The 22,113-nt window shown below is 42.9% G+C and carries 18 protein-coding genes and 1 riboswitch; of the genes, 12 read left to right on the top strand and 6 right to left on the bottom strand.

Annotated elements, in window-relative coordinates; all coding sequences use genetic code 11:
* Positions 1-10: 10 nt before the first annotated feature.
* Positions 11-2,653: a hypothetical protein gene (locus tag BM736_RS02610; protein ID WP_076408247.1), complete on the top strand. Its 2,643-nt coding sequence runs from the start codon at positions 11-13 to the stop codon at positions 2,651-2,653.
* 212 nt (positions 2,654-2,865) lie between these two features.
* Entirely contained in the window at positions 2,866-3,432 is a 567-nt protein-coding gene (locus BM736_RS02605) for a type II secretion system protein (protein WP_076408244.1), read from the top strand.
* 34 nt (positions 3,433-3,466) lie between these two features.
* On the opposite strand, the gene BM736_RS02600 is transcribed toward BM736_RS02605, so the two are convergent.
* Positions 3,467-3,988, bottom strand: a complete 522-nt coding sequence (locus BM736_RS02600; RefSeq protein ID WP_083699798.1) for a peroxiredoxin — start codon at positions 3,986-3,988, stop codon at positions 3,467-3,469.
* A gap of 183 nt (positions 3,989-4,171) precedes the next feature.
* Here BM736_RS02600 and BM736_RS02595 point away from each other — a divergent pair, with 183 nt between their 5' ends.
* Positions 4,172-4,606: a hypothetical protein gene (locus BM736_RS02595; RefSeq protein WP_076408241.1), complete on the top strand. Its 435-nt coding sequence runs from the start codon at positions 4,172-4,174 to the stop codon at positions 4,604-4,606.
* 50 nt (positions 4,607-4,656) lie between these two features.
* Here the strand turns inward: BM736_RS02595 and BM736_RS02590 are convergent, their stop codons facing one another.
* From BM736_RS02590 to BM736_RS02575, 4 genes are all read right to left on the bottom strand, one after another.
* A complete protein-coding gene (locus BM736_RS02590) occupies positions 4,657-5,235 on the bottom strand; it encodes a thymidine kinase (RefSeq protein ID WP_076408238.1) in 579 nt (192 codons plus the stop codon).
* Between the two features lie 154 nt (positions 5,236-5,389).
* Entirely contained in the window at positions 5,390-6,958 is a 1,569-nt protein-coding gene (locus BM736_RS02585) for a Na+/H+ antiporter NhaC family protein (RefSeq protein WP_076408236.1), read from the bottom strand.
* A gap of 78 nt (positions 6,959-7,036) precedes the next feature.
* A riboswitch (Lysine riboswitch) is annotated at positions 7,037-7,255 on the bottom strand.
* A gap of 191 nt (positions 7,256-7,446) precedes the next feature.
* The gene (locus tag BM736_RS02580) at positions 7,447-8,370 is read right to left on the bottom strand and encodes an electron transfer flavoprotein subunit alpha/FixB family protein (RefSeq protein WP_076408233.1); all 924 of its coding nucleotides are present in this window, start codon (positions 8,368-8,370) and stop codon (positions 7,447-7,449) included.
* Complete coding sequence (locus BM736_RS02575) at positions 8,370-9,119, bottom strand: electron transfer flavoprotein subunit beta/FixA family protein (protein WP_076408230.1); 750 nt, start codon at positions 9,117-9,119, stop codon at positions 8,370-8,372. The genes BM736_RS02580 and BM736_RS02575 overlap by 1 nt, the downstream gene beginning before the upstream one ends.
* Before the next feature lie 310 nt (positions 9,120-9,429).
* On the opposite strand from BM736_RS02575, the gene BM736_RS02570 reads away from it, so the two are divergent.
* From BM736_RS02570 to BM736_RS02545, 6 genes are all read left to right on the top strand, one after another.
* Positions 9,430-9,822, top strand: coding sequence for an H-NS family nucleoid-associated regulatory protein (locus tag BM736_RS02570; RefSeq protein ID WP_076408227.1), 393 nt, complete (start codon positions 9,430-9,432; stop codon positions 9,820-9,822).
* A 165-nt stretch (positions 9,823-9,987) separates the two neighbouring features.
* Complete coding sequence (locus BM736_RS02565) at positions 9,988-13,065, top strand: amidohydrolase family protein (protein WP_076409848.1); 3,078 nt, start codon at positions 9,988-9,990, stop codon at positions 13,063-13,065.
* A gap of 53 nt (positions 13,066-13,118) precedes the next feature.
* A complete protein-coding gene (locus BM736_RS02560) occupies positions 13,119-14,435 on the top strand; it encodes an amidohydrolase family protein (protein WP_143562337.1) in 1,317 nt (438 codons plus the stop codon).
* A 119-nt stretch (positions 14,436-14,554) separates the two neighbouring features.
* The gene (rcsF, locus tag BM736_RS02555) at positions 14,555-14,941 is read left to right on the top strand and encodes an Rcs stress response system protein RcsF (RefSeq protein ID WP_076408224.1); all 387 of its coding nucleotides are present in this window, start codon (positions 14,555-14,557) and stop codon (positions 14,939-14,941) included.
* Between the two features lie 44 nt (positions 14,942-14,985).
* On the top strand, positions 14,986-15,726 hold the full coding sequence (gene tsaA, locus BM736_RS02550) for a tRNA (N6-threonylcarbamoyladenosine(37)-N6)-methyltransferase TrmO (RefSeq protein ID WP_076408221.1): 741 nt from the start codon (positions 14,986-14,988) through the stop codon (positions 15,724-15,726).
* Positions 15,727-15,776: 50 nt separating this feature from the next.
* The gene (locus BM736_RS02545) at positions 15,777-16,391 is read left to right on the top strand and encodes a DapH/DapD/GlmU-related protein (RefSeq protein WP_076409845.1); all 615 of its coding nucleotides are present in this window, start codon (positions 15,777-15,779) and stop codon (positions 16,389-16,391) included.
* On the opposite strand, the gene BM736_RS02540 is transcribed toward BM736_RS02545, so the two are convergent.
* Positions 16,388-16,639, bottom strand: coding sequence for a hypothetical protein (locus BM736_RS02540; protein ID WP_143562302.1), 252 nt, complete (start codon positions 16,637-16,639; stop codon positions 16,388-16,390). The two genes, BM736_RS02545 and BM736_RS02540, sit on opposite strands and share 4 nt — an antisense overlap.
* A 516-nt stretch (positions 16,640-17,155) precedes the next feature.
* Between BM736_RS02540 and BM736_RS02535 the strand changes: the two genes are divergently transcribed.
* The 3 genes from BM736_RS02535 to BM736_RS02525 all read left to right on the top strand — a co-directional run bounded on the left by BM736_RS02535 (position 17,156) and on the right by BM736_RS02525 (position 22,099).
* The gene (locus BM736_RS02535) at positions 17,156-18,898 is read left to right on the top strand and encodes a methyl-accepting chemotaxis protein (RefSeq protein ID WP_076408216.1); all 1,743 of its coding nucleotides are present in this window, start codon (positions 17,156-17,158) and stop codon (positions 18,896-18,898) included.
* A gap of 207 nt (positions 18,899-19,105) precedes the next feature.
* Positions 19,106-20,815 (top strand): proline--tRNA ligase, encoded by a 1,710-nt coding sequence (locus tag BM736_RS02530; RefSeq protein WP_076408213.1) that lies wholly within the window; start codon positions 19,106-19,108, stop codon positions 20,813-20,815.
* 162 nt (positions 20,816-20,977) lie between these two features.
* Positions 20,978-22,099: a patatin-like phospholipase family protein gene (locus BM736_RS02525; protein ID WP_076409843.1), complete on the top strand. Its 1,122-nt coding sequence runs from the start codon at positions 20,978-20,980 to the stop codon at positions 22,097-22,099.
* Positions 22,100-22,113 lie beyond the last annotated feature (14 nt).

Genomic DNA, 22,113 nt, shown 5'->3' with positions numbered 1-22,113 from the left:
GGAAAATGAAGTGACCTTAGTCCGACAGATAAATGATTATCAGCAGCTTGTTTCACAAGTCATCGCAAACCATTTATTGAGCTTCATGGTTATTCTTAGCTCTCTGCTGCTAACAGGTTGTGGCGAAGGTGATGGCTTTCCAAGTTATGAAACCTTCACACCACCAACTGCAACACAACTCTCTATTTCACCCGATGCTGAAGTCGATACGCTTGTCACCTCATTGTATCAATTTAATGATGCAGCAAACCGGCCGGAGGGAAACAGTGAAGTAAGTTGGTATCTTGATAATCAGTTGCAAAGCTATGGTAGTACGTTTACCCCCAGTAAGCACCATGAGGGGCTGTGGCTCCACTTTTGTGTCACGGCTATTGCAGCTCATGGAAACAACAATATCGGGGCGCTAACCTGCTCCATCGCACAGCTAATATTACCAACATTGGGCACAGCTCCTGTCGCTGAAGATGTTCTTATAAGCTCTCCATTACAACCAGGACATAAAGTTGAGGGTTCCTATTTATACCTAGATGCAGATGATGACGCCGAAGCAGCTAGCGTATTGAGCTGGCGTTTAAACTCCTCAGAAGTTGGTCAAGGTAAGCAATTGGTATTGCCGATTGATTCAGAAGGTGCAGAGCTGAGTTTTTGCGTCACGCCAAAATCTTTAACGGGTGAGCCTAAAATAGGTGCCGAAGTTTGCGATATCAAAGCTATTATCGGTAGCTATACTCCTCCAACAGCCGCTAATCTATTGATAACCCCAAGTGCAGTAACTAACACACTTCTTACCGGAAATTATCTATTTAGTGATGCTCAGAGTCGCACAGAGGGAGAAAGCATACTCAATTGGAAACTAGACGGTATCAGTATCATGACAGGCTCAACAATTACCCTAAATGCCATTGATGAAGGGAAAAGTTTAGCGTTTTGTGTCACCCCTATTGCAAGTTATGGTCAAAATGCAACAGGACCCCAAGTATGTACTCCTGCTGTCAGCATCTCACCCAAACAGGGTAGCGCTCCTGTAGCGACTAGCTTAGTCCTCTCTTCTCCCCTGCAACCAGGGCAAAGTATCACAGCAAGTTATCTTTATAGTGACGCTGATGGCGATATCGAAGGGATAAGCATCATACAGTGGCGTCTAGACAATACCGACAGTGGCTCTGGATTAACCTTTACCCTACCGATAGACAGTGAAGGTAAGTCCCTTGAGTTTTGTGTTACCCCAGTAGCCAGTACCGGCTCGCCGAAACAGGGCGTGCAGGTGTGTCTGTCGCAAACCATTATCGGTAGTTATCCCCCGCCAACGGCGACAAGTTTACTCATCACACCCACTCCAGTATCTGGCACATTATTGAACGGCAGTTATCTGTTTAGTGATGCCAACAACCGCCCTGAAGGCAGCAGTCTATTTAGCTGGCAGCTAGACAGTGTCGAGGTCAGCACAAGCCAAACCCTTACCTTAACAGCCAGTGATGAAGGTAAGAGTTTAACCTTTTGTGTCACCCCTGTAGCAAGCTTTGGTCAAAATGCGACAGGCAGCCAAGTGTGTACCGCTGCTGCAAATGTCGACCCCAACGCTGGCAGTGCACCTACAGCAAGTAATTTAACTTGGGATACCTTTGCCAAACCTAATACCTTCTTAACGGTAAGCTACGATTATCTTGATGCAGATGGTGATAACGAAGGTGTGAGCTTATATAGCTGGAAATTAGATGGTGTTGAGGTTAGCCAAAATATCTCATATACCCCACCAGCCAACAGTGGTGGTAAAAGCTTAAGCTATTGCATCACCCCCGTTGCCATAACTGGCACACCTAAAGCGGGCAGTGATGCCTGTATTGTCACCGATATTGCCGCAATTTTAGTGACTGGAAACTTACAGCTGGATGAAACACTCACTTTAGACATTAAAGGGTACACTGATCTGGGCGTGATTTGGCGCTCAACTAATCCTGCCAATACGAGCACTCGCTCAACCAATAGCACCAGTTTCACGATAACCAGAGCAACGCCAACTGAATCCGCTTTTGCCTTAGTCGGTCATGATATTGAAGTGTGCGTAACCACAGCTGAAGAAGGTGAGCTATGCTCATTGGCTTCATCGTTCGATACTTCTGAGGTAACTGGTGGACTGCCTATGGCTATTGATGTAGGTTTTAATATTACTCAAAGGGCAGTAGCACCAATACCTTATACAGATCTCACCATAGGTTTGATCACTAAGCGCTTACACAGGCCACTTACAACAATAGAAACCAGCATACTGAATAATTCACAGCCAGCAGCTCCTCTATTTGATAGCCAAAGAGCAGAAAATGGCACTAGCGTTTTTTGGGGCCTATTTACTTGGCCTAATTCAAATACTCAATGTATTGAGAGAGGCTACAGTCTCACTGTAGATGGTATTGGTGATACCAGTGATGCTTTCGGGCTAAAGCAGTATTACGATCATATCGTGAGCTTATTCCCGGGGATCCCCTCATCACACGTTTCAGCAGGCTTAGGATGGGGCATTGATGTTGATTATTATTGGAGTATTACAGACGTCGGGGGAGGCTCTCACGCTGATGTGTATATGGTATCGGGTGCACTTGGGAGCATAGCAGATACAACAGCTGAATATGCGGCCTGTATAGAGGTACTGCCTTAATTATCAGGCAACACACACTAACACGAAACAATAAAACCACAGGCGCCGAACATAAGCAGCACAAAATAGAAACCAGCAAGAAACAAGGTGCAATCAAAATTTAACACATTAAAATAGTTGAGTTTTATTTGTATCTATACTGGATACACCCTTGATCGATTAGTGTGATTTAAGTATATTCCGCGCACAATTTGTTAGTGAACTTTTATCCAGTGCGTTTAAACAAACATCAAAATGGCTTTACCTTAATCGAGCTAGTCGTCGTTATCATCATACTTAGTATTTTGGCGGTTATTGCAGCCCCTAAATTCCTGTCATTAAGCAGTGATGCTCAAGCAGCAAGTCTAGAAGGTATCGCAGGCTCGATTGCTTCAATGAATCAACTGGTCCATTCAAAAACGCAAGTTGATGATATTGCAGATAAGCAAGATTGTGATGGCATTTGTAACGGGCATCCTAATTGGGATAGCAAGATAGGTTACTTCTATATAGATGTTTCAGGTACCCGCCTATATGTTTCTAATGGCTACCCGAAAGCTACAGGGACCTCATCGTCCGACACTGTTGTTGAAGATAACTATAAAACAGTAATGGGCTTATCTGACGATGACTTTGTATTTGGTATCGGTAGCTCCTCCTCTTTTGCCATCATTCCAAAAAAGTTTGCCAATAAGCAAGCTGAAATACAGCAAGGAACCTTCAAGTGCCACGTAGAATACCGCTCCCCTGTTGCAGCATTTGAATATTATACTCGCGCCGTAACAGATGATTGCTTTTAATCCAGCTATCTCATTCAACAGGTTTTATTAAACCTTAGTGCTTCAAAATATAATCAGTTGCTTGAGATAACTTTGGGTCGTCAGGCAGTGAGATATTGGTTTTCCAGATTATCTCACCATCTCGATTAATAAAAACTGTCGTAGGCGTTCCGACAACCCCATAAGCTTTAGCAGCGCCCTCCCCTTTTAGTAAGGTTGGAAAGTTAATGCCACGTGCTCTAAGCATTTGTGCTGGCTGGGCGCCCTCATCTTCGTTGAAGCTGATGCCTAAGACCTGTAAGTCAGTGTCTCGGTATTCTTCACTTAACTTTTCAAGCCCAGGTTGCAGCTTCTTACAATAGGGGCACCAGGTAGCCCAAAAATGTATGATGGTGGGCTTACCTTTATATTCTGACCAAGCATGTAGCTCTCCTTGCGGATCAACAAGCTCAAAATCAGGAGCAAACCTTACCTCTTTGGCCTCAAGTACATTGGCGCTAAACATCGCAACCATCAATATTAAGTTAAACAGCAATATAAACCAGTCTAATACAGACCAACTTCTTCCATGCTTCATTCTCATACTCCTTAATGCCCACTTTTCTTACTGATTAGAAGGGTTATCAAATGATTTGATTAAACACATGGCAATAGACCGCCTACAGAGCTATTTATATTCAAGCGCTGTGAAATATTTAGGCTAATTACACTATCTTTATATGTATCTTAATATGTAAATAACACAGCGATTATTGATAATATGCGGCGAAAACTCACCAAGAGAAGAGAGCAAATCTTTCAGATAACGGCAATTTTTAGCATGCTATTTGCGCTTATCGGCTTTAGCTACAATGTCTGGCGAATGGAGGTCAGTGAGTACAACTCAACCATGCGCTCGGCAAGTTTTGAGTTGCTATTACAGCTATCAGAGCTTGAAGGGATTATCTATGCTGCCTATTACGATAAGGACCCTGTCGCAGGCAATCCAAGAAAAGGATGGATAAAAGTAAATCTAATTGCGGACTTAAGTATGATCACTGAGCCCGACCTACAAGCTGCAACCCACGCTTTAAAGCAAAGCTGGCAAACAAACTGGGATACGATTAACCATGATGAGACCAGCGTCACTAAAGTGATAGATAGGATTGATGATACAAGGAAAGAGGTAAGACTGTTATTGTTGAAGTTGGAATAGGGCCAGATCCTAGGCACTAGAACCTAGAACCTAGAATCATCAAACCTATCTTAGTCCCACAAAAACTCGCGAAAATGTTTGCGACATACAGACTCGTAGCTTTCATTACCACCAATAGCGACCTGCTCACCTTCACGCATCGGCTTACCTTCACCATCAAGTCTCACTACCATGTTTGCTTTGCGACCACAGTGACAGATAGTTTTCAGCTCGACCAATTTATCAGCCCACGCAAGCAGGTATTGACTGCCGGTGAATAACTCACCTTGGAAGTCTGTTTTAAGTCCATAGCAAAGCACTGGGATATCAAGCACATCAACAACATATGTCAGCTGCTTGACCTGCTCTTTACTGAGAAACTGTGATTCATCAATTAAAATACAGCTAAGGTGCTCTGCCTTATGGGCATCGCCAATAAGTGTCGCCACGTTATCATCGCTACCAAATACTTGAGCTTCAGTCTCGATACCAATTCGCGATGCAACCTTACCGACTCCATACCTGTCATCTATTGATGCAGTCATCACTAAGGTGTTCATACCACGCTCACGATAATTATATGATGATTGTAATAGCGAAGTGGATTTACCAGCATTCATTGCCGAATAATAAAAATAGAGCTGTGCCAAACTGATATTCCTTAATGATGAATTCGAGGATAGCTTAACACTTTTTTAAGAGAAAAATCTTGCCTCAAAAGCTATGGATCTCACATGGTAGACCTAAGATAAAAATATACCGCTCAATTGAGCGGTATAAAGATCTAAAACAAGCTTGTTTTAACTAGGCATTACGTTGGCAAGACTTAACCTTGAGTATCAACACACTGATCACAAAGATGATGCTACACGTTGCTAAGCCTGCCATCAGAGATTCAGTGAAGCCCATTACGGTATAACCCGCTAAGCTTATTCCAGCCACAATCAAGGCATAGGGCAGTTGTGTAATTACATGATCAATATGGTGACAATTCGCGCCAGTTGAGGAGAGAATCGTCGTATCTGATATTGGTGAACAGTGATCACCAAATACCGCACCAGCAAGAACCGCAGCAAGCATAGGCAACATCATATTAGTATGGGTTCCCATCGCCATATCAGCAGCGATTGGCAACATGATCCCAAAGGTACCCCAGCTCGTACCGGTTGAGAATGCGGTTAAACCAGCAAGTATAAATAATACCGCAGGAAGCAGTGCAAACGGTATATTGCCCGATGCTAGGCTTGCCATGTATTTCCCAGTCTCTAACTGGCCAATAACACCCGCGATTGTCCATGCAAACAGTAAGATATAGATAGCAGGTAACATAGAGCGTGCACCAGCCACTAAACCTTTAATCAAGTACGCTTTGTCGAGTCCTTGAACTAAAACTAACGCTAAAGTTGCAATGAAACCAACGAGGGCACCAAAGAATAGTGAAGAGGCTACATCAGTGTTTTCAAAAGCGCCAAGTATGCTAAATGGCTTGCCATCCGCTGCTAATGCATCACCACCACTGCTCACCATAAAATAGAAGGTTGCACATACCAAAACGATAATAGGAAGGAATAGTCCTAAGATCTTACCATTATCAGCTTCTGGTAAGTCAGAATTTGCACCTGGCGGTAGACCTTTGCTTTCATCATATAAGTTACCTTTCTGAGCGTTAAGCTCATGTTGGCGCATTGGACCAACATTGAGATCCATAAAGGCAACACACAAAAGAAGTAATAGTGCAAAAATGGCGTAGAAGTTCATCGGGATCATCTGTACGAATACACTCAGGTGCCCCGTATCAGCAAAACCATGAGCCGTTAAAATACCGCCAATCAGCGCGATAATGTATGCGCCCCAACTTGAAACGGGTGAAATAACGCAGATAGGTGCAGCAGTTGAATCAAGCAAATAAGCCAGCTTACTTCTCGAAATGTAATAGCGATCAGTTAATGGTCTGGCAACGCTGCCGACCACTAAACTATTAAAGTAATCATCAATAAAGACCACACAACCTAAGAACATGGTGAGTAGTTTTGCATCACGCTTACTTTTAATGCGAGTACGAGCCCAATCAGCAAAGGCACTTGCCGCACCACTTACCGTAATAAGCGCTGTGATCATACCGAGGAATATGAGGAAACCAAGAAGGTATAGGTTCCAAGCATTTAACGCGCCGTCATCCCAAAACAGACCGACCACTTGCTCACCGAGATACTGACCAGAACCTAAGGCTGAGAAGTCAGTAATTAATATCGCGCCAAGTACAATCCCCAATCCAAGTGAAAGTAGAACACGACGAGTAACGATCGCCATAAGAATAGCAACCACAGGCGGCAGCAATGAAAGTGCCGAGTCGGCGTAACTTAAAGTTGTCATTTAGTTATAATCTTCGTTTTAAGTACGAATGGAGGCTGCTGAACTGGTGGGATATTGATGATATCTGAAAACACCTGTCCTATCAGTAGCGCTCCATAGTAATACCATTAATTTAAGGGTATAAAATCTTCTTATCATCCAGATAAGAAATACTATGGCAGTGCTGTACCTATTCGATACAGCCCCAGCAGTAAACCGTGATATGTATTACTGCTTCGGCACTAAATCCTTTCATGATAGATAAGCGGTATCACCCTGGCTATCATTACTAATCTTTAATGCACCTCTACTTCTCAGGACGCTTTTTCGACACTAAGGTAAAATAAAATTCATCTTAGGTAGGAAAAACGTGAAGTTCATAAAAACATAAGCGGCTTTGGGGATTCTACCCCAAAGCCGCCCATCGTGATCAAGATCACGTTAATTTTTATATGTAAAGCCGAGTGCTTTACTAAAAATCTACATTTTCACAGCATTAACACCAGAGTTTATATCAACTCAAGCAGCTGTGGTACGGCCTCAAACAGATCTGCTTCTAGACCATAATCGGCGATCTGGAAGATCGGCGCTTCAGGATCCTTGTTGATAGCAACAATCACTTTTGAGTCTTTCATTCCTGCCAAATGTTGAATGGCACCGGAAATACCAACCGCAATGTAAAGATCTGGGGCAACAATTTTCCCTGTCTGTCCAACCTGAAGGTCATTCGACACGAAACCTGCATCTACCGCTGCACGTGAAGCACCTAATGCACCACCTAACTTGTCAGCAAGCTGCTCTAGCATGGCAAAGTTTTCGCCACTGCCCATACCACGACCGCCAGACACAACCACTGAAGCTGCGCCTAATTCTGGACGTTCAGATTCAGTCAGGCTTTGTGAAACAAACTGAGTCAATGACTCATAGACTTTATCGATAGCCACAACATTTGCAGCCCCATCATTAGCCACTGCATCAAAAGAGCTTGAACGAACTGTTAGTACCTTTTTCGCATCTAAGCTCTGAACCGTCGCCATGGCGTTGCCCGCATAGATAGGTCGAACAAAAGTGTCTGTACTAATGACTTCAACAACTTCAGATAACTGAGCTACATCAAGTAAGGCTGACACACGTGGTAGCGTGTCTTTTCCTTGGCTAGAGGCTGCAGCTAAAATATGTTCGTAGTCACTTGCAAGATCAACAATAAGTTGCGACACGTTATCAGCAAAGCCCTGCGCAAATTGAGCTGAGTCTGCAACAAGAATATTTCTCACACCAGCAAGTTGCCTTGCGGACTCAACAGCGGCCGCACACTCATGCCCTGCAATAAGAATGTCGACTTCAGCACCAATGGCGTGACCACAAGCAACAACCTTGGCGGTATCCAGTTTTAGACTGGCATTATCATGTTCTGCTAATACTAAAGTTGCCATTAGATCACCTTCGCTTCATTTTTTAACTTCTCGGCCAGCTCTGCAACTGAAGCCACCATCACTCCACCTTGACGCTCTGCTGGTGGAGTCACTTTTAATACTGTTTGATGTTGCTTCAGGCTGACACCAAGATCATCAATAGACAATGTTTCTAGTGGCTTTCGCTTTGCCTTCATAATATTGGGGAGCTTGGCGTAACGAGGCTCATTCAAGCGTAAATCAGCAGTGACTACCGCAGGAAGAGTGACTGCCACACTTTGCAGACCACCGTCAATTTCGCGCGTGACAGCAAGTTTATCGCCTTCAACCTTAACTTCTGATGCGAAGGTCGCTTGCGGTAAGTTAGCCAAGGCAGCCAGCATCTGGCCCGTTTGGTTATTGTCACCATCAATAGTTTGCTTACCTAAGATGATCAACTGTGCTTGCTCTTTTTGCTGGACTGCATTAAGCAACTTAGCAATAGATAAAGGCACTAAAGTTTCTTCAGTCTCAATATGAACGCCTCGGTCAGCCCCTAGTGCCATAGCGGTACGTAGCTGCTCTTGAGATGCTTTAGGCCCAACAGTCACAACAACGACTTCTGAAGCAACGCCCGCTTCTTTTAAACGTACAGCTTCTTCTACAGCAATCTCACAAAAAGGGTTAATCGCCATTTTCAAGTTAGCGGTATCGATATCAGTATTGTCAGCATTAACTCTGACCTTTACATTGGCATCGACGACGCGCTTAACAGGCACCAATACTTTCATAGGGCTTCCTTCTTACGTCATATTTTGAGGAGTTGAGTATAGGTTATATACCTATACAAAGTAGAGCCACTTTACGTGCTGTTAACGTTAACGTCAACAGAGTTTCAAACACCTGTTTGTATTTTTTTTAGTACACTACGAAATACACCTTCACAGACCGATATAATAAAATCTATTTTGCTTATATTTATTCAACATAAATATATATTAATGGAATACTTAAAATAATATTTGATCCTTGTACTAATAATTCCTATTATTAGTCGCATAAATTAAAAACCCACTAATTTCATCATTGGACCAAATAATTATGAGCGATTTTCTTGAAATACTTACTCATGGCCGCCGCTTTAAAGCTGCAGTAAAAGAGTTATCAGTTGAAGATTTAAAAGAAGTAGCAGCAAAACTTGATAAAGTTATCTCTGAAAGAGATGCTCAAGCTGAAGCTGAAGCTGCGGCAAATGCAGAAAGAAACGCTAAAATTGATGAAATTCGTAAGCAGATGGAAGCTGTCGGTCTATCTATTGATGATCTAGGTTCAAGCGAAGTTAAAGCTGCACCGAAAAAGCGTGCTCCTCGTCCAGCTAAATATACTATCGATGTCGATGGTGAAACAATCACTTGGACTGGCCAAGGTCGTATGCCTACAGTATTCAAGAACCAACTGGATAAAGGTCGTACTATGGAAGACTTCCTTATCTAATCACTTCGCTCATGCAGAAGTAGTATATTAGACCGGCTCACGCCGGTTTTTTTATATCCTTTTTATAGCATTTTTGATAAGAAAAATTACAATTACTGCTTGGTATTTACATCGTATTTCAGATAATCTCCTGTTATGTCCCGTCACCACTAGTTAATGTCAAAAATGCATAACAAAACTCAAACGATAATAATAATTTCGGCATTATTTTCTACTGCAACATTTCAAGTTCAAGCAAACGACCAACTCACTGATAATACGCCAAAATTAACAGCGTTAAGTCATGCCACTCTGATGGTCGAGCCTGGTGAAACAATTGAAAATGCCACACTACTTATAAAAAACAATAAAATTATAGAGATAATAAAAAGTAATAACATCCCTGCTGGTGCGTATGAGATTAACCTTGACGGCTATACTATTTATCCAGGATTTATTGACCCATATACTGATTACGCGATTGAGTTTAATTACCCCGATGTAGAAGTGATCCCGCCTGTTTACGAGATTAAACGGATCGGTGGTAATGCACATAATGGTGCAATACACGCAGAAAAAACATGGTTTAATTATGTATACCCAAATTCAGATAAAGCAAAAGCATGGATTAATAATGGTTTTACCAGTGTGCAAAGTAGTTATTTAGATGGCATATTTCGTGGTCAAGGCGTAACACTGTCATTAGCTGATAAACGTGCAAATGAAATTATCTATCGTGAGAACTCAAGTCACTTTCTGGCATTCAATAAAGGCAGCTCTCCTCAAGATTACCCTAGCTCCTTGATGGGAAGTATCGCGCTTATTAGGCAAACATTTGCAGATGCTAACTGGTATAAAGAGAACAGGTCTAAGTCTTTCTCTAAATCCGAAACGAACATTATTGAATTTAATAGTGCTCTTGCAGCACTGGACAACATTAAGAACGAGCAAATAACGTTCGACAGCAAAAATTTAAATAACCAATTACGCGCTGCTCACTTATTAAACAAACATGATTTCAAAGCCAACTTACTCGGTAATGGTAAAGAGTATGCTCGTATAGATGAGCTTAAGGCCTACGGTTACGGCTTAATATTGCCCCTAAACTTCCCTGCTGCCCCCTTGGTAGGGGATGATGATAGCGAGAGGGAGATCTCTTTAGCCCAAATGCGCCACTGGGAGAGAGCCCCTGCCAACTTACAAACTATTGAACAGGCACAACTTCCCTTTGCATTGACCCAGTACGGCATAAAAACTGAAGACTTTTGGCCAAGATTAAAACATGCCATTGAATATGGCCTCAGTGAAGAAGCTGCGTTAGCAGCATTGACTACTGAAGCTGCTGAAATGGTTGGTACCAGTGAATTTAGTGGCCGTTTAAAACCAGGCTTTATTGCAGACTTAGTGATCACAAACGGCAATATCTTTGATAATGGTAAGATCCACAGCATCTGGTTACAGGGAGACGAACAAAGACTCGTCGAACCGGACAACCTACTACTGGAATCTAGCTATCAGATAAATGTCGGACAGCTTGCTCTAGACTTAATCATCTCAACGAAAGAAGATAAGTTAGCAGGAACACTATCAAGTGGTGAGCAGGAACTAGTCCTCTCTCAGGTCAAATTCCACAATAAGCGCTTAACATTCAATGTTGATATGACGGAAGCTGGTATCGATGGGGTCAATCGTTTTACGCTTTGGTTCGATGAGCAGGGGCTCAGGGGCAGAATGTTAGATAAAGATGGTGCCCTCACCTTAGTCGCTGGTGTATTAAGCCAAAACGCGACTTTACCAGTAGAGAACGCCCTAGAAAAGCCAAAGAAAATGTCAATTGAGCTGATCTCAACACTCACCAGCCCTAACGTTGCTTACGGCAGAATAAAGCAAGCGAAGAGCGAGAAGCTACATATAAGCAATGCCACAATCTGGACCTCAGATGAGCAAGGCGTGCTCACTGATAGCGATATATTGATCTCTAGAGGAAAAGTAGAGCGAGTAGGTAAAAACCTTAAAACACCGCAGGGCTATCGTCATATCGATGCAACGGGGAAATACCTCACAGCGGGTATTATCGATGAACACTCTCATATTGCCATCAATGGTGGCACCAATGAGGGAACCGATGTGATCACATCAGAAGTCCGTATTGGCGATATAATTAACCCAGATGATATCGCCATCTACCGTGCTTTAGCTGGCGGAGTCACCACTGCTCAGTTGCTGCATGGCAGTGCTAACCCGATTGGCGGACAGGCTCAGGTTATCCAGATGAAATGGGGCGAAAACGCTGCAAATTTAAAATTCAATCAGGCACCTGCCAGCATTAAATTCGCTTTAGGAGAAAATGTTAAACAAAGTCACTGGGGGGATAACTTCAACAGACGTTTTCCACAAAGCCGTATGGGAGTTAAATCCCTATTTACCGAAGCCTTTAACGAAGCGATTGCTTACCAAAAAGCGATGGATGACTACCAAGGTTTAAGAGGCAGTGATAAACGTAAACGCGTTGCACCTAAGCCAAACTACCGTTTAGCAGCTATTGCCGAAGTACTCGCTCAAAAAAGAGATATTCATATTCACTCTTATGTTCAGTCTGAAATATTGATGTTCCTGAGGCTTGCCGAAGCTTATGACTTTAAAGTGAACACCTTCACTCATATCCTTGAAGGCTATAAGGTGGCTGATGAAATGGCCAAACATGGAGCTTTTGCCTCTACCTTCTCTGATTGGTGGGCCTATAAATTTGAGGTTTACGATGCTATTCCACAAAACACCTGCCTAATGCAAAACAAGGGCGTACTTACCAGCATCAACTCCGATGATTATGAGATGCAGCGCAGGCTAAACCAAGAAGCGGCAAAATCTATGATGTACTGTGATATGAGCGCTGAAGATGCTTGGAACATGGTCACTATCAATCCAGCAATTCAACTTGGCGTTGACGATTATGTCGGCTCTATCACCCGAGGTAAGCAAGCCGATATCGTATTGTGGGATCGCTCTCCCTTGTCTGTTTACGCTAAAGTCGATGCCACCTGGATTGAGGGTAAGCGGTACTTTGATAGGCAAGCAGATAAGCAAGCTCAAGCTGCAGTAAGCCAAGAGAGAGCCGCTTTAATTCAGAAGATTTTACTTAACGAATCAACACCGAGTTTACTTCCTGATGGAGAGTTGCTCCAAGACGATAATGAACCAGAGTGGCACTGTGATACCCAATATGATATCTGGCATCAAGCGCACAACACAGGAGCTGTATTATGAAGCGACTTACAGCGATAAGCAGCGCCAACAATACGAATATGCGATCGAGAATAATGACCATTAACCCATTAATAACCAAGCTGACAGCGCCAATACAGAATAAGCTAAGCACGCTACTTTTAGCCTTAAGCCTGTCTGTCTGTATGTCCGCTAATGCTCACGACATGATCCCAGCACCAGCTCAGTCAGAAGCATTATTATTTAAAAATGCCACCATTCACACCGCAATCGATGGGGTTAAAACTAATAGCGACCTTCTCATTGAAGATGGCAAAATAACCGCTATAGGCACCGCGCTTGTTGCCCCAAACGTCACTGTTGTCGATGCCACAGAGCAACATATCTATCCTGGGCTTATCGCACTCGACACCAGCATAGGCTTAGTTGAAGTAGAGATGATGAGGGCAAGTAACGATAGCTATGAAGTGGGCGAAATTAATCCGCAACTTGAAGCCGTTACCGCTTTTAATCCAGACTCTGAGATAATTCCAACGATACGTGTCAATGGTATTACTCATGCACAAGTCGTCCCTCAAGGCGACAGTTTAGCGGGACAATCTTCTCTGGTGTCACTCGATAGCTGGACGATTGAAGATGCATTAGTTCCTTCAACCAAAGGATTTCACCTTTACTGGCCCAAGCAAGGCTCCCTATCTCAAGATAAGGAGAAGCGTAAAAAGCAGCTAGATGAATATAACGCTCAAGTGAAAGCTGTAACCACGGCTTTTTCTAATGGCTACCGATACTTCTTGGCGCACCAAGCAAAGAAAGTTAAAAAAACAGATTTAAGGTGGCAGGCGCTTCTCCCCCTTTATCTTGGACAGGCTCAATTATTTGTACATGCAAATACACAAAAACAGATAGAGGAAGCCGTATCACTTGCCAAACAATATCAGTTTAAGCTGATTATTGTTGGCGGCTATGATGCTTGGCGTCTGGCTGAACTTATCAACGAGATTGAAGCAAAGGTTATCTACACCCACACATTGAGCCTGCCTATGCGTAAAGATGAGCCTATCGATCTCAGCTTTAAGATCCCAGCACTACTGAAACAAGCTAACATCCCGTTTGCTTTAGGCTTCTCATCAGATTGGAACAGCCGAAACTTGCCATTAGCGGCAGGACAAACTGTAGCTTATGGATTAACTCAACAAGATGCGCTTAAAAGTGTCACCTTAGATGCAGCGAGAATGCTGGGGGTTGATGATATGGGCGCTATAGCCGTAGGGTTTAAAGCTAACTTAGTGCTCTCTCAGGGTGACATATTAGATCCAATGGCAACTAAGATTAAGCAGGTCTATATCGATGGCCGAGAGATAGATCTAAATAATCGTCAACAACAGCTTTATCAAAAGTATCTAAAGCGCTAGACTTCCCTCAGCAACAAGGTCATCCATGTGGTGACCTTGATTTAATTTGTGTCACTCTTATTGGCTAATATCTGAAATCTAGCCATTTTTCATATGCTTTATAAACACAGGCCCGAATAATGAATAAGCTTTTAATCCCAGCCCTCGTAATACTGCTTAGTGCCTGTGCAGGCGAATACAAATTTAATAGTAACCTTAGTGGTGAAGCAATTGATGACTATTTCAAAGTCTCAGATGTCACTGTTTATGATAAAAGCTTATCACCTAAACCTCCTTATGAAATCATTGGTTTAGTTGAAGGTGAAACTTGCCAAGAGCAAGCCAATGATGCACCTGCAGCGATCAGTGAAGCGCGCACGCTTGCTCGAAGAGCCGCAGCAGACAAAGGGGCTAATGGCCTTATTATCAAAAAATGCTTAGTGTTTGAGGAGCAAGGACAAGGCTGCTTTAGCCGCGCGGTTTGCGTAGGCCAAGCAATTAAGAGTCCAGAAACAGAACAAGAGTAAGATTAACTATTTAACCTCAATACAAGACATCAAAGTTGTGACTCATGAGTTTTAGCAGTCAAATTCAAGCTGTGGCGTACTGCCGTACGCCATATAAACAGAAGTTCGGCATCCCAAGACAGCCAGGCCTAGCGAGTGCCGCTCGTGGCTTTGTCGAACTTCAAGCGCCATTTAATCATATCGATACAGTCAGAGGGTTAGAGCAATACTCTCACCTTTGGTTAGTTTTCTGTTTTCATGAAAACTTAGAACAAGGTTGGAAAACCACTGTGCGTCCTCCCCGCCTTGGTGGCAATGAAAAACTTGGTGTATTCGCTACTCGCTCAACCTTTAGGCCTAATGGTCTAGGCCAGTCAGTCGTAAAGCTGCACAAGATACACCAGCGAAAAGGTTATGTAGCATTAGAGATCTCAGGGATGGATCTACTTGATGGCACACCAATCATAGACATTAAACCCTATATACCCTTTTCAGATTCAGTACCTGAGGCCTTAGGTGGTATAGCCCATGAAGCCCCCGTGCTTACGCAGGTTGAATTTAGCCAAACAGCGCTTCAACAGTTGACCCAATATCAGCGCCTGGAGCAATACCTGCACCTAGAAGAGTTAATCACAGATGTGCTAGCGCAAGACCCGAGACCAGCCTATAAAAAAGCCAAAGCGGATCCAAAGCTCTATCAAGTAGCCCTCTATGATTTAGATATTCTATGGCGAGTTTCAGCTGAAACTGCTGATGCTAAAGAGACAATAGTGGTACAAGAGATAAGAGCAGGGATTTCCGTGTGACTTCTGAGCCTACAATAAATCAACCAGCTCAGAACACTAGCGCTAAGCCGATGACACAAGAAGCGTATCAAGCTCAGCATAAAAAACGTCTCTCCTATATGCCTTGGCTCTACTTCACGCTAAAGCCTAAGTTACTGGCTTGGGCGAAGCCCTGGCAAGAGGAAGTTCAAGCGCAGTTTATGGCTCTTGAAACTGTCAGTTTTGGCAAAAACTGTTTCATCTCCCCTGACACTAACCTATTTGCAGAGCCGACTCGTGGTATCATCATTGGCGATCAATGCATGCTGGCTGCCGACAGTTTTATGCATGGACCTATCACCTTAGGTAATGAAGTCGCCATTAACCATGGCTGCTCGTTCGATGGCGGCAGTGCGGGGATCACCATAGGCGATCAAACCCGAATCGCCAACAATGTCACTATCTATGCCTTTAACCATGGAATGCATCCAGACACACCTATCTACCAGCAAAGCGCTAGCTCGAAAGGTGTTATCATCGGCAAGGATGTCTGGATTGGCGCGCAAGCAGCCATAGTCGATGGCGTCACTATCGGTGACAGTGCAGTCATAGGCATGAACGCCACCATCACCAAAGATGTGCCAGAGTATGCCATTATGGCAGGCAACCCAGCAAAAGTGATTGGTGATAGAAGGGATAAGGTTTAATCTTTTAAGAACAAACTGCCAACACCATGGGCTACGGCATTAATGATGCCTGACTCAACATCATCTTTATTGACATTATCATCAACATATTGAGGCGGAGTACTATACATTCCCTCTCTTTTCCTCTGCTCAATATTACTTTCAATGCCATCATAAAATGCTTGCCCAGTGGACTTAGGTTCAGTTGCACAACCAGACAGCCCTGCCAGTAATATCGTAGCGGACGATAATGAGATCAGTTTATTCAAGGTCACTCTCCGTTCTTTTCTTTCTATCCGTCCTATTCGTCCGAAAAGTCTTCTTAGAAAGGATCCTAAAAATAGATAGCCCATATTTCATCCTTAAAATATCCGTTAATGAGTAAGTTTATCAAGCTGTATCTAATTTAGACAGGTAATCGAGTAAATATAACTGTCTTTACCTGCAATCCGCTGCCTATAGGTAACGATGAAGGTACGCTCTCTCAAACCCACTCCCTAGCATAAAACTAACCGATTGAAATAAGAAACAGTATTAATACCTCATCCAAAATCTGCATTACTTTGCAAAGAAAAATAAGTAAAAATCACATCCTAATTTGTTATGAATAAATTTCACCATTGCTTTCAAATATTTAGTAATCACTACTGTTTTGATGTTTTATGCAACAAATATTTTCCATTTTATCGATCTACCCGACATTTATTTTAAATTCAACTCTGTAGTTTATTTGGCTTATCGGTTGTACCTGACGCTAAAAAATAAAATTCCTTTAAGGATATATAATGGCCAACAACTTATCATTCAAAGTAAAAATACTCTCTACCCTATTACTTATATTAATTGCAACAGTATTAACCTCATTTTTTAGTATTAACTACTATATCAGCAGTTATATTCTAGAAAGAGAACGGCAAAGTATGGCAACGAATGTCAGTTTAATTGAGGCTCAAGTAACCGACACGTTGAACCGAAAGATATATCTTGCAAAAAGCCTCAACCTCGAACAAACCTCACTGACTGAAGCCGCAAGAACAGGTGATTTCTTCTCTATATTCAGAGTAATGAACAGCTTAGTAATCAGTGATAAGGGGCCTGTAAATGACTCTACACATGCTAGTGAAATCAAAGCCTTACTTGCACGCAATAAAACCATCACAGTGAGTGATATATTTTATAAAAATAAAACCCCACTAATAAGTGTGATAGTCCCTACTGGTGATGGAAATGGAAATATTATCTACATTGCGTTGACGAATATTCAAAACCGCTTATCTAAAGTGAAACTTGATGGTCAGTATATCCAACTTAGCGACCCTATGAATCAGGTTTTATATTCCAATAAAATTGATGGTGAGTTAACAGCGTTTAACCATCCCATTATTATTGCGGATAAAAAATGGATACTCTGTAGCTATCTCGATAACACAATTATTTCTGACAACACAAATAGTTTAAGCAGACGCATTACTTTAGCCCTGTTTATTGTATTAATTATTACAGTCTCTGTTAGCTGTTTTATTATTAATGGCACCTTCAAGCACCTTAGCTCTCTTCGCAGCATCATTGTTGGCCTCTCTAGGGGGGATGCTGATTTAACCCTACGACTTGATGTATACAGTCAGGACGATCTGGGTAAGATTGCTGGCGGAGTAAATAGCTTTATCGAAAACTTACAAAGCATGCTGCTCGATGTCTCTCATTCCAATCAAGGGATCCAGCAAGAGATTGATGAACTAACAGGTAAAACAGACTCTAATAAAGCGCTATTAAATGCTCACACCCAAGAAACTGAAAAAGTTGTAACTGCCATTAATGAAATGAGTGCCACGGCTGAATCTGTCGCACAGAGCGGCGCGAGAGCGGCAGAGTTTACCCAATCGACTAACGAAGAGGCTGAGCGTTCAAAAGTCGTTGTACAGCAGGCATCTAACAGTTTGTCTCAGCTAGCGGAACAGGTTGATGGTATGACCCATTCAATTGGTACCATGAGCCAAGATTTTGAAAAAATAGATGCCGTACTCCGCGTTATCGGTGAGATTGCTGAGCAAACCAACTTACTCGCACTTAATGCGGCGATTGAAGCGGCAAGAGCCGGTGAGCAAGGGCGTGGATTTGCCGTTGTTGCTGACGAAGTCAGAGCATTAGCCGCACGCACACAGCAGAGCACTTCTGAGGTTGATAGGATGCTAAGCGATCTACGCTCGGCAACCAAAGTGGTAGTCACCTCTATGGACGCCACTAAGAAAAGCTGTAGCAATACAGTAGACACGACGTCAAAAGTCATGACTTCCCTTGAAAATATGACAACATCAATCACGCGTATCAACGATCTCACCACAGAGATTGCATTTTCAGCCAAAGAGCAAAGTGTAGTCACTGAGGATGTGAATATTAATATGATTGAAATACACGAAATGATCAGTCAGCTAAGTAATAACGCCGTAGATACAGTCGAAAGTACACAGCGCCTAATACAAGCCAATGTACAGCTCAACGATGTTGTCGGAGGATTCAAACTCAGCTAAAACCAGTTGCAAACAAGAAAGAGGAGTTAGATTTCGGGCAAGTATCACAAGGTGGTACTTCTCGAATGAGAAAGCAGTCAAGTTTCCTAGGTCAGCATTCTAGATAAAATATAATCCTGCGCCATTTTACTGCCAATAAACTTGGTGACATCATATTCTCAGGTGATAAAATGTCGGCCAATTTATTTTCTGAACTGGATATCGGTAATGCGCGTTAGCAAGTACCTGCTTTCAACACAAAAAGAGACACCTGCAGATGCAGAAGTGATCAGTCACCAATTAATGTTACGTGCTGGCATGATCCGCCGTAACGCATCTGGCCTATATAGCTGGTTGCCGACAGGTCTACGCGTATTGCGCAAGGTAGAAGCGATTGTTCGTGAAGAGATGAGCATGGCAGGCTCAGTTGAGATCCTAATGCCTATGGTACAGCCTGCCGATCTTTGGCAAGAGACGGGCCGTTTCGAAAAGTTTGGTCCTGAACTACTACGCTTCCAAGACCGTCATAACCGTGACTTTGTGCTTGGCCCAACTCATGAAGAAGTGATCACCGATATCGTTCGTAAAGAGGTCAACTCTTACAAGCAACTACCACTTAACTTATTCCAGATACAGACTAAGTTCCGTGACGAAGTTCGCCCACGCTTCGGTGTCATGCGTTCTCGTGAATTCCTAATGAAAGATGCTTACTCTTTCCACTTAGATCAAGAGACCATGGATGAAACCTATGAGTCTATGTTCCAAGCTTATAGCAATATTCTAGATCGCTTAGGTCTAGCCTTCCGTCCAGTGATGGCAGATACAGGCTCTATCGGTGGCAGCATGTCACATGAGTTCCATGTTCTTGCTAACAGCGGCGAAGACTTAATCGCTTACTCAACCGATAGCGATTACGCGGCGAATATTGAAAAATGTGAAGCCCCGATGCCAACTGAGACGCGTCAAGCAGCAACTAGCGAAATGACGCTGGTCGATACGCCTAATGCTAAGACAATTGCCGAGCTAGTTGAACAGCATGATATCACTATCGAGAAAACAGTTAAGACGCTTATCGTTAAAGGTGATTCAGAAGAAGCACCTCTGGTAGCGCTAGTTATCCGAGGCGATCATGAGCTTAACGAAGTTAAAGCTGAAAAAATTCCAGCAGTACTGACACCGTTTGAGTTTGCCGACGAAGCTGATATCCGCAAAGCAATTGGCGCAGGTCCTGGCTCTATCGGTCCAGTTGGCCTTGAAATCCCAGTCTTTATCGATCACGGCGTAAGCGTAATGAGTGACTTCGGTGCTGGTGCAAACCAAGACAACAAGCACTACTTTGGCATCAACTGGGAGCGTGACCTTCCACAAGCTGAAGCATTTGATCTACGTAACATTATAGAAGGTGAGCCTAGCCCATGTGGCCAAGGTACTATTGCCCTACTTCGTGGTATTGAAGTCGGTCATATCTTCCAGTTAGGTAGCAACTACTCAGAAGCGATGAATGCAAACGTGCTCGACAAAAATGGTAAGGCACAAACCTTACTAATGGGTTGTTATGGTGTGGGTGTTAGCCGTATGGTTGCAGCAGCAATTGAGCAAAACCATGATGACCGCGGTATTATCTGGCCTGATGCGATTGCACCATTTAAGGTAGGGATCCTACCGATGAATATGCATAAATCTCATCGTGTTCAAGATAAAGCTGAGCAGCTATACAAAGATCTCAATGAGGCTGGCTTTGAAGTACTGTTCGATGACCGTAAAGAACGTGCCGGTGTGATGTTTGCCGATATGGAGCTTGTTGGTCTGCCTCACGTGGTCGTGATTGGCGATCGCAATATCGATAATGGTGTATTTGAATACAAAAACCGCCGCACTGGTGAAAAGCAAGAAGTACCATTCGATCAGATAGTCGACTTCCTAAAGTCAGCTAAGTAGTCAGCATGCCCATGTAGGGTATCCAAGCTAACAGTAATGCATTAAACGCGTACATATTATTTATGTATGCGTTTTTTTACACCAATTATTCTAAAAATATCCTTGATTTTCTTTTAGATAAGAGGCTTTAATTAATTAAGTCACTTATGGATGGAGATAATCTTGCCAGAAAAAACAGCATTAGTACTAGGTGGCGGTGGCGCTCGTGCCGCATACCAAATAGGGGTACTTAAGGCGATTGTGCAGTTTTACCCACGCAACCATGGCATCCCTTTTAAGATAATCTGTGGTACCTCTGCAGGTGCAATTAATGGCACCTCAATTGCAACCCACGCTTCCTGTTTTCATTTAGGGGTACGCAAACTCGAATGGGTTTGGCGTAATTTCCATACCAGTAAGATATATAAATCTTCAGCATCAGGTATTTTGGGCCACTTAGGCAAAATGCTGCTGATGAGCCTTCAAGATGACAGGGTTAATACCAATGCTGGAAGCTTATTTAACAGTGATCCCCTAAGGGATCTACTGAACCAGCTTATCAATTTCGTCAGAATTGATAGAAATATTGCCAGCGGTGCCCTCAACGCACTGAGCATAGATACCTCCTGTTATAACACCTCTCGGTCTGTGACATTTTTTCAAGGCAGCCAAGATATTCCCGACTGGCATAGAGATAGACGTAACGGCCAACGCACTCAACTTAATACCGATCACCTCTTGGCAAGCTCAGCTATTCCACTTATTTTTCCATCGATAAAGCTCAATCAGGGCTATTATGGCGACGGCTCAGTCCACCAACTTGCACCATTAAGCAGTCCTATTCACTTAGGTGCAAAGAAGATCATGGTGATCAACCTAGAAAGCCCCCATAAACAGCAACCACAAGAGTTAGAGCATCATCCTAAAACGGCCACCATAACCGGTCACCTGCTCGATACTATCTTCTCTGATACATTAAATAGTGACTTGGAAAGACTAGAAAGGATTAACAGTACCCTTAAGTTGATCCCTGAAGATAAACGAAAAAATTTACCTTTAACGCATATAGACACTTTAGTCATTAAACCTAGTGAAGACTTAAGTCAGCTTGCCTCACAGTATTACCAAGCTATGCCAATGGCCGTAAAGGCTATGCTAAGACCCATAGGCATAAAGCAGGACACAGATTCGAGTATTGTATCTTACCTATTATTTGAACAGGCTTACTGTAGCGCCCTCATTGATTTGGGTTATCAAGATGCCATGTGTCAGATTGATGAGATAAGAGCATTTTTTGAAATTTAGGAAAAGGTCAACTT

The sequence above is a fragment of the Shewanella sp. UCD-KL12 genome, assembly GCF_001957125.1.
In the GTDB taxonomy this organism is placed as follows: domain Bacteria; phylum Pseudomonadota; class Gammaproteobacteria; order Enterobacterales; family Shewanellaceae; genus Shewanella.
This window is presented reverse-complemented; position numbering and strand designations above follow the sequence as displayed.

Bases quoted from the DNA above. Each gene is read 5' to 3' on its own strand.
- BM736_RS02600 (WP_083699798.1), bottom strand. From the start codon at position 3,988: ATGAAGCATGGAAGAAGTTGGTCTGTATTAGACTGGTTTATATTGCTG.
- BM736_RS02595 (WP_076408241.1), top strand. From the start codon at position 4,172: ATGCGGCGAAAACTCACCAAGAGAAGAGAGCAAATCTTTCAGATAACG.
- BM736_RS02585 (WP_076408236.1), bottom strand. From the start codon at position 6,958: ATGACAACTTTAAGTTACGCCGACTCGGCACTTTCATTGCTGCCGCCT.
- BM736_RS02580 (WP_076408233.1), bottom strand. From the start codon at position 8,370: ATGGCAACTTTAGTATTAGCAGAACATGATAATGCCAGTCTAAAACTG.
- BM736_RS02575 (WP_076408230.1), bottom strand. From the start codon at position 9,119: ATGAAAGTATTGGTGCCTGTTAAGCGCGTCGTCGATGCCAATGTAAAG.
- BM736_RS02570 (WP_076408227.1), top strand. From the start codon at position 9,430: ATGAGCGATTTTCTTGAAATACTTACTCATGGCCGCCGCTTTAAAGCT.
- BM736_RS02565 (WP_076409848.1), top strand. From the start codon at position 9,988: ATGCATAACAAAACTCAAACGATAATAATAATTTCGGCATTATTTTCT.
- BM736_RS02560 (WP_143562337.1), top strand. From the start codon at position 13,119: ATGACCATTAACCCATTAATAACCAAGCTGACAGCGCCAATACAGAAT.
- rcsF (WP_076408224.1), top strand. From the start codon at position 14,555: ATGAATAAGCTTTTAATCCCAGCCCTCGTAATACTGCTTAGTGCCTGT.
- tsaA (WP_076408221.1), top strand. From the start codon at position 14,986: ATGAGTTTTAGCAGTCAAATTCAAGCTGTGGCGTACTGCCGTACGCCA.
- BM736_RS02545 (WP_076409845.1), top strand. From the start codon at position 15,777: ATGACACAAGAAGCGTATCAAGCTCAGCATAAAAAACGTCTCTCCTAT.
- BM736_RS02535 (WP_076408216.1), top strand. From the start codon at position 17,156: ATGGCCAACAACTTATCATTCAAAGTAAAAATACTCTCTACCCTATTA.
- BM736_RS02530 (WP_076408213.1), top strand. From the start codon at position 19,106: ATGCGCGTTAGCAAGTACCTGCTTTCAACACAAAAAGAGACACCTGCA.